The sequence below is a fragment of the Fusibacter fontis genome (assembly GCF_055378735.1).
In genome coordinates this window covers 2,303,889-2,318,107 of record NZ_AP042445.1, presented here as the reverse complement: position 1 = coordinate 2,318,107, position 14,219 = coordinate 2,303,889, and the positions used below count along the sequence as shown (strand labels likewise).

Sequence of the window (14,219 nt, the reverse complement as noted above, 5' to 3'; positions counted from 1 at the left end):
GAGTGAAACCATGGCAAAGACAGAAAAAAAGACCTTAAGCCCAAAAGAAAAACTCATGATGAAAAAAGTGAGAAAACAAAAGAGGCGGGCATTATTTAAGAGTATATTGGCGATTTTATTGGTACTTTTAATGGTAGGCATGGCGTTGACACCTGTATTTAGTCAATCAAAACGACAATTGAATCGTGTAGACGATTCTGCAAGGAGTGAACAGTTCAATTTTTCAGTGTCGCAACTATTGGTATCTGATCGTCAAATACAGCTATCCGATGGTGTGACGACTAAGGTCATCACTACAACAAATACAAAGACAGATACAGATTTTCACAGTTACATTGACTTTATGATGGAAACAGTGCAAAGTAATTATTTTAAAGATGTTGATAAGCAAGCGTTAATTGAGGGTGCTTATAAAGGAATTTTTACAGCGCTCGATCCATATAGCACGTATTTTACGCCTAAAGAGTATCAAAGTTTTAATACCACTTTAGAGGGCGAGTTTAGTGGGATTGGTGTCTATATTACCGATGGGAAAAGTGGATTTGTTGAAGTCGTTTCCCCTGTAAAAGGCACTCCAGCTGATAAAGCGGGATTACTTCCAGGAGATTTGATTATCGAAATAGACGGCATCAATGCATCCGGGTTTACGACTGAAAAAGCAAGTACATTGATTCGTGGTGAAAAAGGCACTCATGTCATATTAAAGATTAAACGTGTAGGATCAACAAATCCAATCACAGTTGACATTATAAGAGACACAATTGTGATAAAATCCGTTGAATATAAAGTGTTAGATCAAAAAGTATCAGATCAAAAAATCGGGTACATTTTAGTGAAAGAATTCGGTCAAAAGACGAATGCGGAATTTGATGCTGCAATGGCATACATGGTCAATCAAAACATTCAAAAGATCATCGTCGATGTGCGAAATAATCCAGGTGGATTATTAGATTCTGCGATTCATTTAAGTGACTACTTTATTCCAAAAGGAAAAGAGATTGTCAAAATCGATTATAAAGGAACCAATGATCGGGTTTATCGTGCGAATACCGACAAGACACCGGCAGAAGTCGTAGTTCTTATCAATAAAGGCTCTGCAAGTGCTTCTGAGATTTTTGCTGGAAGCATTCAACAAACGGGTAGTGGTAAAGTCATCGGCGAAACGTCCTTTGGAAAAGGTACAGTTCAATCTTTACTTCCTTTAAATAACGGTGGTGCAGTGAAGATGACCATAGCGGAATACAAACTTGCAAATAATTATACAGTTAATGGTGTAGGGATTGTTCCAAGTACAGAGGTAAAAGCACCAGCTGTGATGACCACAGAAATTGAAGCAAACTTAGCACCATTAAATATAAATGATGGACAATCTTCATTAAATATCTATAGTGCTCAACAAAGACTGAAGTTATTGGGCTATACCGTTACAGCAGATGGAAAGTTATCGACACAAACCACAGCCGCAATTCAATTATTTCAATCACATTATCAACTTAAACAAAGTAAAATTTTAGATAGTGCGACGATGGAAGCTTTGATAAAAGCGACAAAAGTCAATGCTGAGTTGAAATATGATCCACAGCTTGATGCAGCAATTCAATCATTTAAGTAATGATATTCTCACCTGTTGATTATTCGGTCACAGGTGTGGTATATAGGTCATGTCATGTAAATGTAATCTATTGTAATGGATGTGTAACAGACAACAGCGTTATTATCCGATATAATGTGCTTGTGGTGATGGGTCTGTAGTTTTACAGTTCTATTACAATAAAAAACTTTAATTGACCTAGCTTCTACAGAGATGTTATAATCAATAATAGGATTTTGCGATATCCCAACGCGGATGATGCGATTCTGAGGCTGAGCTTTGGCCTCAGAAGGGGGTTATTGATCAAAACTCTCTTCTGTAATAAGAAGCAAAAAATTAAACCTATTAAAAGGGAGGAATTCACAGATGAAAAGAGTATTATCTTTAGTATTAGCATTCGTGCTTGTACTAGGTATGATCCCTACTTTCGCTGCTGGTGAAACTGGTGCTCAGTTATTACAACAGAACAAGTTTGTATCAGGCGATCAAAATGGTGATCTAATGGTTAACAAAGCGTTAACTAGAGAAGAATTAGCTGCTTTAATTGCAGAATTAAACGGCAAAAAAGAAGAGGCTGCTAAATTTGCTAAAACTGCTGATTACGCAGACGTAGCTAAAATTGCAGATTGGGCTAAACCTTTCGTTGCTTACGCAAAAGAAAATGGTTGGATGTCAGGTAGAACTGGTAACATGTTCGATCCTAAAGCTGGCGTTACTGCTCAAGAATTAGCTGCTGTACTTATGAATGCACTTGGTTACAAAGTAACTGATGCTAACTATGCTACAGTTGTTGCTGATGCTGCTAAATTAGGTATCAAATTCACAGCTGAAGGTTTCTTGACTAGAGGTCAAGCTTTCGAAGCTATGTGGGTTGCAGTATCTGAAGTTAAAATGAACGGCAAAGAAACAACTCTTGGCGTTGCATTAGGAAGACTTCAACCAACTACTCCAGTTGTAACAGACTTAGCTGTTAAATCAGTAGCTGCTGCTAACTTAAGAGAAGTTATGGTAACTTTCAACAACGAAATCGATGCTAAATCATTCGATAAAACAAGTGTAACAGTTGGTGGCGTTGCTGCTGATGCTGTTGCAGTTGAGAAAAACGTTGTAACTGTTTACTCAACTATGGCTAACCAAAAAGAGTACACTTTAGCGATTTCATCTATCAAAGATGTAAACGGTAAAGAACTTAAAAAAGTTTCTGAAAAATTCACTACTAACGATTTCGTAGCTCCAACAGTAGAAAAAGTTGACGTTTACGGAAACAAAAAATTAGTTCTTACTTTCAGCGAACCAGTTAGCCCAGCTACTGCTAGCACTTTAAGCAACTACAAAATCGACGACAAATTATTTGGCGCGATGATTACTGTTGAAGAGAGAGTTGTAACTCTTACATTAACAAACAGATTAGCTGATGGCGCACACACAATCGCTGTTAACTCAAATGTTGTTGACTTCGCAGGATTCAGATTAATCTCTAACAACACTCAATTCGCTGTTGCTAAAGATGAAACTAAACCAGCTTTGGCTGAAGTAGTTTCTGCATCACAAACAGATGTTGTTGTTAAATTCTCTGAGCCAGTTGAAGGTACATTTACTGCTTCAACAAGCGTTCTTTCAGCTACTGTAGCAGCTGTTTCTACAGATGCAACTGGTGCAACTTACAAATTAACATTTGCTTCTCCTTACCTTCCATTAGCTGGAACTGAAATCACTTTGAAATCAGTAACTGATAACTATGGTAACAAAGCAGATGACATTAAATTCAATGTTGTTCCTACAGCTGATATTACAAGACCAGAAGTTAAATCAGTAACAGTTTCAGAACAAAACGAGTTAATCGTTGAATTCAGCAAAGCTGTAAACAAAGCTACTGGTACTTACACAGTTAAATCAACAGACAAAACTCCAGTAACTCAAAACATGAATGCTGCTGCTTACTATGTTGATACAAAAACTGGTAAAGAAGTAAAAACTAAGATCGTATTAACTACTGTTGCTGCTGCTGGTTTAAAAGCTGCAGATTACACAGTTGAAATCACAGGCGTTAAAGATTTAACTCCATTTGAAAACGTAATGATTCCTTACGCTGCTACAATCAAAGTTGCTGACTTAACAGCTCCAGTTATTAGCGCTGTTAAATACACAGCTCAAACTGATAAAGTAGGCGTTGCATTATACGTATACTTCAATGAAAAAGTAGATGTTGCTACTGCAACTGCAAAAGCTAACTACTCTTACGTATTAGCTGGTACTACTCCAGTTTCTTTAGGCGATTCACACGAAGTATCAGTATTAGCTGATGGCACAACTGTGAAAATCCAATTACCAAAAATGACTACTATCAAAGCTGTAACAAGCTTAACAGTAGTAAACGTTGCTGACTTAGCTGGCAACAAAGTTGCTTCTTCAGTAGTTCCAGTTGTTGCATTTGATGCTGCTTCATTAGCATTCAGTGCTCCAGAAGCTATTGCTACAAACAAAGTTGTAGTAACAGTTACTACTGGCGATATCAACCCATTAACATTAACTGCTTCTGACTTTATGGTTAAAACAGCTACTGATTCTATCTATGTAATCAATGCTGAATACGATGCAGAATACAAAGAAATCACTTTAACATTAAACGAAAACTTAACTCAAGATGCTAAAAATGATCTTGACTCAACATTCGTTGTTGTTAATGCAAACTCTAACTTATCAGATATCTATGGAAACAAATTCAATGCATCTACAACTACAGCAATTAACATTGGTACAGTTGTTGATAAAATTGCTCCAGCAGCTACTAAGTTAGCAAGCGCTACATTATCAGGTACTACAGTAACTATGGTTGTTGAATTAACTGACAACGTAGTATTCCCTGGTACTCCAGAAACAACTGCATTTATCGTTGATGTAAACGGTAAATTATACACTGTAACTGGCGCAACATGTGCAGATAAGAAATTAACTGTAACATTTACTGTTGATCCTACAGTTGTAAAAGTTGGCCAAACTGTAAAAGTAAGCTTCTACAAAACAGCTGCTTATGCAGATGCTAATGCTAACAAATTAGCTAACTTCTCTTTCGAAGCTGCTATTAAGTAGTTAGATTTATAAGTTAACATTAAAGCCCTCTGAGAAATCAGAGGGCTTTTTACGTACAAAGGTTAAATATAAGCAAATAAAAACACTCTTCATGATTTTATTGGAATTCAATCAGAAGAGTGTTTACTATTTTGATTAGTAGAACATATTATAAGATTTCAGTTTGCTTTGATTTAAAAGTAACTAATGAAAGTGCCAGCAGTGTCCAAAACACGGGTGATACATGGACTGTTGAATCGTTAAAGAATGCTGCAATATAGTATGAAATGATAGCACAGAGCGTTGCGGATTGCATGGTATTATATGCTTTAAATTGCGTTGTTTTTAAATCTTTATAAGAACGTCTTACTAGGATGAGTAAATAACTGATGAAACCTATTAGGTATATTATTCCGCTATTGATGGCCATTTGAATGTATTGATTATGTGGTTTGTCAACAATCATATTGTTGGTTCCGTAAGCAGTCATTTTACCAAGATAATCAGATTGAGGAAATACAGTTGCGAAAGTATCTGGACCGTGACCGAGTAACGGTTTATCTAATATAATCGGAAGTGACCTTGACCAAATATATCCTCTAGCAGAACCAAGCGTCTCATAACCTTTAAATCCGATTGATTCTGGTTTGCTAATAACATCGAATTTATTGTAAGGATTAACATATTCAAGCTGTTCATTTTGATATCCAAATTGCCATGTAGTACCTTCGTACCCAATGGCTAAAAAGATGTCGGTGTCGGTTTTAGATAAATTAGATCTTAAGGACAATAACTTCTCATGATCGAAGTACAATTTGCCAGATTCATCAAATCCTATAGGAAAAACTTGTTCACCATTTAGTTTATAGGCGACCTCCCAGCTTTCAGAGTTGTGATTCAATACGATTATCTCTAGTTGATCTTCATTAATGCTCATATCAATAACGTTATCGTGAATATTGATGGATTGAATAGACGTTTGTATAGGTTGATAAGCTGTGATGCTTTTTAATCTCATGGTGATGAAACCGTTGCTGAAAAATTCGAAACCAACAAATAAGATGATTAAACTGGCTGTTAAAACTGGAAAAGTCCACTTTCTTTTAAAGAGTAGATGACGATTAATCCAAATAAACAAAGGTGCTATTAAGATTAAACTGATCAAACCGCTACGTGCAGTTGATCCAAACAAGTTGAGTAAGATTAAGATGGATAAAATACCATAGGCTAACTTGTTCTTAATGCCCTTCTCGTGTAATAAGAGTGAAACGATAAAAGGAAAACTCATAGAAATGTAATAAGCTACATAGTTATAATGATAAAGTGTTTGCACGATGGTTTTGTATTCTACAATATAATTAGCAGTATAGGGTATATTTTTCATGTTTAGTGCAGTTATAAAAGGTTTGGTAAGTTCGTTGATGATGATGTTAATACCAAAATACTGAAAAATTCCGATGACACACAGTAAATAATTTGAGAGTACAAATGCTCTTATAAAGTATTTTTTATTTTTATCTGTCCATGGATGACTATAAACGAGTAAAAACATACTAAAATAGGAGAGCCAAGTCCAAACCCCTTCATAACGATGTAAAAAACCACGGTTAGAAACGTAAGTATTCGTTGAAAATATGTGGGATAAAAGTGTAATCGACATCATGGCAACAGTGATGAGGATAACGGGGTCTTTCCAGTTTATGCACTTATCGACAACGCCTTTTTTCACTAATAATAGAAGTGAAAAGAAACCACTTACAACAATCGCGTAGGACTTGAATAGCGAAAAGCTATCAAAATAAACGGTTTCAGAGGAATACCAACTGAATTGATCCATAGGATAATGAACCATTGTGACTCTGATTAGTAAGGGAATGACCGCTATAAAAAACAAGATAAGTATAAGACTAAAGGATTCATACCAACTCTTAGTATGTATCAAAGGTTTGCTATTGTTTTTCTTCATAAAACTCCTTCTTTCTTTTAACGTTATTTTTATTTTATCACACAGTTGATTAAATATAAACCTTTGTGTACTTTGATTTTGTAGGGATTTAGTGTATAATATTATAGGTATTTATCACATCTAAATAAGGAGTTTTTATGGAAGGTAATAATCAAAACAATCATTCGAACCATCAACATGACGATGAGATATCTTTGAAGGAATTATTAGTTGCTTTATTTAATTATAAAAGGCTTATAATAGGCGTAACGGTTATTACATTGGTTTTGGGTGGCGTGTATGCATTCGCCTTAGCAAAACCAGTTTATGAATCGTCAGTAAGCGGAGTCATTAAGATTCCTGAGACGGCAGACACTAAATATGGCGTTTATAATTATCCGTCGACGAATAAGATGGATTATCTAAGTGCCGCTACAAGTCACTCTGTTTTAAAATCAGTTATTAAGGACTTGAAACTAGATACAACTCCTCGAGCATTGAAGGGAAAAATCAACGTCACCTCTGAACTTGAATTAAATGGTTTTTACATTTCTGTCAAAGCAGGGAGTGCTTCTGAAGCTGAAAAAATAGCGAAATCTGTCGCTAAGAATATGGTGGACGAGTTAGCTCTTACGTATAAAGAAAATGCAATACAGGCATTTATTCGTGATTTAAAAGTTCAAGACGATCGCAATTTAGAAGAGATGGATCGAAATAAGCAAGTGTTAAAAAGTATGGAAGAAGAACTAAAAACAATTCCAAAGGTGATTACGCTGAACAAACTGGTAACATCGGATCCAGTACTTGCTGCTGAGATAGCAAAAGAACGTGGGGTCGATTTAAGTAATCTATCTAAGGAATACATGTTGGAAGAAATCGTCAATGAGAACTATACTCTAGCAGAGCAAAAAATCATTGATCTTAAAAAAGCGATTAACGACATGGAAATATATATCAATAACAGCCGAAAAATGCAAGAAGAATTAAAAACTGAACTTGCAGCACTCAATCTATATTATGAAACAGGAGATGAATCCACTTTAAATCCTTTGATATTAGATGTGATTCACTCTAAAGTAGTGATTAATAATCAAGCGAATACCAACGATGAACCAGTTGCACCAAGAAAGATGTTGATTGTGGCAATAGCGACAGTGCTAGGTCTTATGTTAGGTGTTTTCTCAGCGTTATTTAAACATTATTGGAAGTCAAACTAAACAGTCATGGAGGCACAAAGTGGTAAATGAGAATTTGAAAGCATTGAATCGTTTACAAATCGTTTTAAATGTATTTCTAGTTGCACTTTCCTTTTGGACATCTTATTATATTCGATTTTATACAGAGATTCTATCGCCTGGAAATCTCGTCACCACGCCTTTTCAGACAGTGTTGCCTTTGTTGATTGCCTTGCCTACCACGATGCTTTATTATCATTTACATGATCTTTTTAAGATCAATCGACACATGGGAATTTTTGAAGCGCTTATTCGCATTTCAAAAAGTAATCTTTATACTTTAATTACCATCATTGCGATTTTGTTTATCTTTAAAATCAATGATTTTTCAAGATGGACACTTTTATTACATGCTGTGATTAATACGTTGTTGACGACTATACTTTATTTTTTCATGATACAGCTCATTACCAAACTGTATGCAGACGAATCGAATCGTCGATCGTGTTTAGTCGTTGGCACAAATGAGATTAGCGAAAGCTTCCTGAAAAATATTGAACAAAATGCGATGTGGGGTCTAAATGTAATTGGAGTACTTTCAGATGAATCTACTGTACAAAATGAAAGCAAGGTTGAATATGAGTTTAATCAATATCCGGTAATTGGCAGTGTTTTAGACGTAGGAAAAAAGATTGCAGAATATCGCGCTGATGTCGTGATCATCGCTATACAAGCAAGCGCATACGTACATTTACCAGATATTATAAAGGCTTGTGAGAAAGCGGGTGTTAAAACACATATTGTTCCGCTCTATCATAAGTATGTACCAGCAAAACCCTATATGGATGATATTGACGGATTACCTGTGGTTGATATACGTCATGTCCCTCTTGATAATGTACTGAAGAGTTTTATGAAACGAAGCTTCGATATTATTTTTTCATTGATGGCGCTTACAATTGCTTCTCCCATTCTACTATTGAGTGCGATTCTGACAAAGCTCACTTCTCCTGGGCCGATTATCTATAAACAGGAGAGAATTGGTCTCAACAGAAAGCCATTTTTGATGTATAAATTTCGGTCGATGAAGGTACAAGATCCTAGTATGGAGAAGACCGAGTGGACGAAAAAAAATGACCCACGTAAAACCAAGTGGGGTGAATTTATGAGAAAGACAAGTATCGATGAGTTACCACAGTTTATCAATGTATTAAAAGGGGATATGAGTGTTGTTGGACCGAGACCGGAAAGACCTTTTTTTGTGGACAAATTTAAAGAGGAAATTCCAAGATATATGATTAAACATCAGGTTCGTCCTGGAATTACAGGATGGGCTCAAGTAAGTGGTTGGAGAGGTGATACGAGTATTGAAAAACGTATCGAACACGATCTTTATTATATTGAAAACTGGACATTTGCATTTGATATAAAAGTGATTCTATTGACCTTATTTAAGGGATTTATCAATAAAAATGCCTATTAAAATATGCGTATCAAGACATAATAATAACCGTTAGTGGACTGTTTGTTGAGAACATCAGAGTCACTAACGGTTTTTGTTTATTCACTATACATAGCTTCGATTCGCGTGATCATCTCATTGATGGTAAAAGTTGAGATGTATCTTGCTCGTGATGCCACTTTCATTTTTTCAATGATGGTTGGATTGTCGAGCATGATTTCTAGTTTGTTACAAGCATCCTGAATATCGCCAAGCTCGTATAGATAGCCATTATATCCCTGATCAACAGCTTCGTTATTCCCGATGACATTTGAGGCTAATATAGGACATTGGGACTGCATAGCTTCAATCAATGTGTAAGGCATGCCTTCGTAGAATGAAGTTGAGAGAAACACGTCAAATCGTTCCAAAAAGGCATACACATTTGTTTGATGACCTGCAAAGTATAAAGATCGATCTAATTTCATCTCTTTGGCTTGCATTTTAGTCTGCTCTAAGAAATCGCCATCGCCTACCCAAATAAAAAAGACATCTTTTCTGCGATTACATATTTCTCTTGCGATTTTTAGAAACTCTTCAGGATTTTTTTGACCAAACATCCGAGCGATACAACCAACGACAAAAGCATTTTTGGGTATAAAATCAAATTTCATCTGAGGATGTTCTTCTGTCTCTTTGACGGATAGTGCGTTATAAATCACTTTAAAATGATCTGCTTTATGTAGTTTGTGCTTTATAGCGAATTGTTTTTCACCCCTTGAAACGTTTAAAGTATTAGTGGTTGCAAATCGCGCTAAAAAGCGCTCAATACTTAAATACAATAAATATTTGGACGTTTGATTGCCAGGATTTTGCATAGAGTATGCATGTGGTGTATAGTAGATTCTTTTTACTCTGTGAAGTTTAGCTGCTACTCTACCAACAACACCGGCTTTTGAACTATGACAGTGCACAACATCCGGCCGTATCGTCTTAATGAGTTGATTCACTTCTTTAAAAGCCTTAAAATCATTTTTTAAGCTGATTTCTCGTTTGAAGTATGGAACAGGGACAAACTGAATGTCCTTTTTCCATTTTTCAACTGTAGAAAGAAAGCGATAGTCCATTCGATCCACACCATGAGCAACGACAATATCAAATTTATCTTTATCAATGTATTCGATAATGTCATCTACGTGTTTTCCAACGCCGTCCATTACCGTTTCTGCGATGAGTAAAACTTTAATTTTCATTCGTATGTGCCTTTCTTAATCGTGAAGTGAGTGTTACAAGTGCAAAACCTGTTAAAACACCAAAAGAATCAATCATGACATCAGTTAATCGCGCAGCTCTTCCAGGTACGAAAGACTGGTGAAATTCATCTAACCCAGCAAATGCAATACATAATAATATAGATGTAATTATAGCATACTTCATTGATTGATAATAAGTGACAACATGATAAACAAGTAAAAATAAGACAAAATACTCAATAAAATGAGCAAATTTGCGTATCAGCTTGAGTTGATTTGACAACTCTGGTGCGTCGTATTGTTTGAGTTTTTCATCTATAGTAGAATCGACATCGTAACTTGCAGTTTTTATTGTTGTGAATAATTCACCTGTAAGATACCAAGATTTGACGCTATCAAGATGTGACATCATGAAGATGAGACACATCCAACTAATCACAAGTATCCACCTTAATTTGATATGAACTCGAATAATCTTTACCTCTCTTTTTCAGCATTTACCTCAGCTGGTGATTTGAATGTTGGAACAATTTGTTTGATTTTTTGAGTTAATGCTTCGCTTTGGCCATATAATTTTTTTAAACAATCAAGTTCTGAGGTTAAAGTATCGTAAGTCAAAGTCAATGGTTTTGCAATAAAGATTTTATCGTTCTCAGTTCGATTCAATCCTTCTTCTGACATAAGAAGTTCTTCGTACAGTTTTTCTCCTGGTCTCAATCCGGAGTATTCGATCTTGATGTCTTCATCTGGTTTAAATCCTGATAACCGTATTAAATCTCTTGCAAGAGTATCAATTTTAACAGGTTCACCCATATCTAGGACAAAGATTTCTCCGCCATTTGCAAGTCCACCAGCTTGGATGACGAGCTGTGCAGCTTCAGGAATCGTCATAAAATATCGGATAATGTCAGGGTGTGTAACCGTTACAGGACCACCGTTTTGAATTTGTTTTTTAAATAGTGGAATGACGCTACCGTTGCTACCTAACACGTTGCCAAATCTCACTGCGGCATATTCGGTTTTCACATCTGATTTTTGAGAATAACTTTGCAAGATCATTTCACAGAGGCGTTTTGATGCACCCATGACATTTGTTGGATTTACAGCTTTATCAGTTGATATTAAGACAAATTTTTCTACTTGATATTGGTTGGACAACTCCACCATGTTTTGTGTACCAAAAACATTGTTTTTAACAGCTTCTTCTGGTGAATCTTCCATAAGTGGGACGTGTTTATGTGCTGCAGCATGAAAAATGACCTGAGGATTCTCCTTTGCAAGAATCATTTCCATACGGCTACGATCTCTCACGGATGCAATGATGACAGCGAGTGACAAGCTTGGATATTTACTACGTAACTCTTGTTGAATGTCATAGGCATTGTTTTCATAGATATCGATAATGATAAGTTTAGAAGGTTCGTATTTGACAATTTGTCTACAGAGTTCAGATCCGATTGAACCGCCGCCACCCGTAACAAGTACGGACTTGCCTTTGATATAGCCACTTATGATATCGTTGTTGAGTTTGACTTGTGCACGACCGAGTAAATCTTCAATTTCAACAGGACGAATCTTCGATACTGTTATTGCACCGTCGATTAAATCGTGAACGCGTGGGAGAATACTGACCATTGCACCGGTTTCTTTCGCTGCATGTATGGCTTCCTTACGCGCTTCATCTGATGCAGAGGGAATCGCGATGACGATGGCTTCGATCTTCTCTTTTAGTGCAATTTTTTCGAGTTCAGTTTTTCCGCCGAATATTGGAAGACCTTGTAATTTTTGTCCTTTTTTTGTTGGATTGTCATCTATAAAACCAATAGGTGCATATATGCCATGGGGATTGGTATTCAGTTCTTTTAATGTAATAACACCAGCTTGGCCAGCACCGTAGATGAGCGTGCGCTTTTTAAGCTGAATCTTTCGAATTTCTTTTGGATTGACATGAAAAAACATGCGATAAGTAAAGCGTGATCCACCGATAAGAGCCACATCAAAGATAAATGATAAGACCATAACACTTCTTGGAATGATGATGTCAGCAAACTCAGTCTGCCTTGACATAAGGAATAATAGCGCCATGCTCAGTGCAGAACCAGTAGCACAAGCTAAGACAATCTCCTTGATCTCGGTGATGCCTGCAAAACGCCACATCTTACTATACATTTTGAAAAAAAGCATCACGATGAACTTGATGAGAATCATACCGAGTAAAACCAACAATATAGACTTTGACCATGGTACATTTTGATAGTTCATCTGGTCAAAAATAATCAGATATGAGAGTGTGATGGAAAGTCCAAAAGATAGAATATCTATTGTTGCAAGTGTCAATTTTTTAATCGCGCGTAAAGTCATATGTCATCCACCTATATAAAAAAATTATGTATAAAATCATACAGATACAGTTTACCATATGTTGACAATAAAATGTAGAGATTCGTTAAAAAATCGCATATTTAAGTACGAACAATATAGAAGATAGTCATTGTGACAAAAGTGTTATATTTTATTGACGAGACTCATGTAAAATGGTATTCTAATTATAGTGTTCAATCATTGAACGAATCCTTTTTAATGCAAGTTTAATATTGAAAGCGAGCACGACTCTTCTCTATAGTGTATAATATAATTTAATGGAGTTAAAACAATGGAATTATTTGAAATCAATATGCTCGAAATTATTCAGAAGCATGACTATATATCACAAAGGGACATATCGAGTGAAGTAGGCATTTCTCTTGGAATGGTGAATATTCTGCTGAAGAAATTTGTGAAAACGGGTTTGATTAAAGCTGAGAGACTCGATGGCAATAAAGTTAAATATATGCTGACACCAAGTGGGTTCACTTATTTGTCAAAAAAAACCATTGATTTTGTGGCTAGGTCGTATCAAGCAGTCATCAAGATTCAAAACCACATGAGCCAAGTGATCGAACAAAATTATTCAGAACATGAACAAGTAGTAATCTTGGGCATTCGCGATGAAATCGGCGAGATTTTAGAAGGCATACTAAAAAAGCGAGGAAACCCATATATTTGGGTGATAGATACTGTGAACCATCCTAAGTTTATTCAGTGGCAAGATCCACAAGGGGATGGGATTTATATATTGAAGGGGTAATATTTATGTATTTGAAAATAAAACGTTTAATTGATTTCATTTTATCCGCCTTAGGGCTGATTGTTTTATCACCGCTATTGTTAATACTTATTGTGGCGATAAAAGTGGATTCGAAGGGTCCAGTGCTATTTAGACAAAAACGTGTAGGGATCCATAAGAAGCATTTCAATATATTAAAATTTCGAACAATGAGAATAGATACACCTAAGGATACACCGACTCACCTTTTAGAAAATCCAGATCAATGGATCACGACTGTTGGAAAATTTCTAAGGAAAACGAGCTTAGATGAACTTCCTCAAATTATTAATATTTTAAAAGGCGAGATGAGTATAATCGGACCAAGACCTGCGCTATGGAATCAATTTGATTTGATTGAAGAAAGAGATAAATACGGTGCAAATGACATTCCAGTTGGTTTAACTGGATGGGCACAGATTAACGGAAGAGATGAACTTGAAATTGAAATAAAAGCGAAATTAGATGGTGAGTATGCACGAAAAATTGGCCTTAGAATGGATATGAAGTGTTTTTTTGGCACAATACTCAGTGTTTTAAAATCTGAAGGTGTTGTAGAAGGCGGAACGGGAAATAAGCGCTCAAAATAAAGTTTAGCTC

10 protein-coding genes are annotated in these 14,219 nt (G+C 35.8%); 6 read left to right on the top strand and 4 right to left on the bottom strand.

The features are described 5' to 3' along the window. Window positions 1–10: 10 nt before the first annotated feature. Entirely contained in the window at window positions 11–1,612 is a 1,602-nt protein-coding gene (locus ACZ41W_RS10380) for a S41 family peptidase (RefSeq protein ID WP_464311913.1), read from the top strand. A gap of 345 nt (window positions 1,613–1,957) precedes the next feature. Next, window positions 1,958–4,681: an Ig-like domain-containing protein gene (locus ACZ41W_RS10375; protein ID WP_464311912.1), complete on the top strand. Its 2,724-nt coding sequence runs from the start codon at window positions 1,958–1,960 to the stop codon at window positions 4,679–4,681. A gap of 148 nt (window positions 4,682–4,829) precedes the next feature. Here ACZ41W_RS10375 and ACZ41W_RS10370 read toward each other — a convergent pair whose 3' ends face one another. Further along, window positions 4,830–6,626, bottom strand: coding sequence for an O-antigen ligase family protein (locus ACZ41W_RS10370; protein ID WP_464311911.1), 1,797 nt, complete (start codon window positions 6,624–6,626; stop codon window positions 4,830–4,832). 137 nt (window positions 6,627–6,763) lie between these two features. Here ACZ41W_RS10370 and ACZ41W_RS10365 point away from each other — a divergent pair, with 137 nt between their 5' ends. Continuing rightward, window positions 6,764–7,822: a Wzz/FepE/Etk N-terminal domain-containing protein gene (locus ACZ41W_RS10365; protein ID WP_464311910.1), complete on the top strand. Its 1,059-nt coding sequence runs from the start codon at window positions 6,764–6,766 to the stop codon at window positions 7,820–7,822. Between the two features lie 19 nt (window positions 7,823–7,841). Continuing rightward, window positions 7,842–9,263 carry an undecaprenyl-phosphate glucose phosphotransferase gene (locus ACZ41W_RS10360; RefSeq protein WP_464311909.1) on the top strand — a complete coding sequence of 474 codons (1,422 nt, stop codon included), beginning with the start codon at window positions 7,842–7,844 and terminating at the stop codon, window positions 9,261–9,263. Between the two features lie 77 nt (window positions 9,264–9,340). On the opposite strand, the gene ACZ41W_RS10355 is transcribed toward ACZ41W_RS10360, so the two are convergent. From ACZ41W_RS10355 to ACZ41W_RS10345, 3 genes are read right to left on the bottom strand one after another with little or no spacing between them, the layout of a single operon-like run. Next, entirely contained in the window at window positions 9,341–10,474 is a 1,134-nt protein-coding gene (locus tag ACZ41W_RS10355) for a glycosyltransferase family 4 protein (protein WP_464311908.1), read from the bottom strand. Then, window positions 10,464–10,913, bottom strand: a complete 450-nt coding sequence (locus ACZ41W_RS10350; protein WP_464311907.1) for a VanZ family protein — start codon at window positions 10,911–10,913, stop codon at window positions 10,464–10,466. Before ACZ41W_RS10350 ends, ACZ41W_RS10355 begins: the two co-directional genes overlap by 11 nt. Before the next feature lie 38 nt (window positions 10,914–10,951). Next, complete coding sequence (locus tag ACZ41W_RS10345) at window positions 10,952–12,835, bottom strand: polysaccharide biosynthesis protein (protein WP_464311906.1); 1,884 nt, start codon at window positions 12,833–12,835, stop codon at window positions 10,952–10,954. A 292-nt stretch (window positions 12,836–13,127) separates the two neighbouring features. On the opposite strand from ACZ41W_RS10345, the gene ACZ41W_RS10340 reads away from it, so the two are divergent. Beyond that, a complete protein-coding gene (locus ACZ41W_RS10340; protein ID WP_464311905.1) occupies window positions 13,128–13,601 on the top strand; it encodes a winged helix-turn-helix transcriptional regulator in 474 nt (157 codons plus the stop codon). Between the two features lie 5 nt (window positions 13,602–13,606). Further along, window positions 13,607–14,209, top strand: coding sequence for a sugar transferase (locus ACZ41W_RS10335; protein WP_464311904.1), 603 nt, complete (start codon window positions 13,607–13,609; stop codon window positions 14,207–14,209). The last annotated feature ends 10 nt before the right edge of the window (window positions 14,210–14,219 follow it).

Excerpts from the sequence above, each read along its gene's own strand:
- ACZ41W_RS10380 (WP_464311913.1), top strand. The coding sequence starts at position 11 with ATGGCAAAGACAGAAAAAAAGACCTTAAGCCCAAAAGAAAAACTCATG.
- ACZ41W_RS10375 (WP_464311912.1), top strand. The coding sequence starts at position 1,958 with ATGAAAAGAGTATTATCTTTAGTATTAGCATTCGTGCTTGTACTAGGT.
- ACZ41W_RS10370 (WP_464311911.1), bottom strand. The coding sequence starts at position 6,626 with ATGAAGAAAAACAATAGCAAACCTTTGATACATACTAAGAGTTGGTAT.
- ACZ41W_RS10365 (WP_464311910.1), top strand. The coding sequence starts at position 6,764 with ATGGAAGGTAATAATCAAAACAATCATTCGAACCATCAACATGACGAT.
- ACZ41W_RS10355 (WP_464311908.1), bottom strand. The coding sequence starts at position 10,474 with ATGAAAATTAAAGTTTTACTCATCGCAGAAACGGTAATGGACGGCGTT.
- ACZ41W_RS10345 (WP_464311906.1), bottom strand. The coding sequence starts at position 12,835 with ATGACTTTACGCGCGATTAAAAAATTGACACTTGCAACAATAGATATT.
- ACZ41W_RS10340 (WP_464311905.1), top strand. The coding sequence starts at position 13,128 with ATGGAATTATTTGAAATCAATATGCTCGAAATTATTCAGAAGCATGAC.
- ACZ41W_RS10335 (WP_464311904.1), top strand. The coding sequence starts at position 13,607 with ATGTATTTGAAAATAAAACGTTTAATTGATTTCATTTTATCCGCCTTA.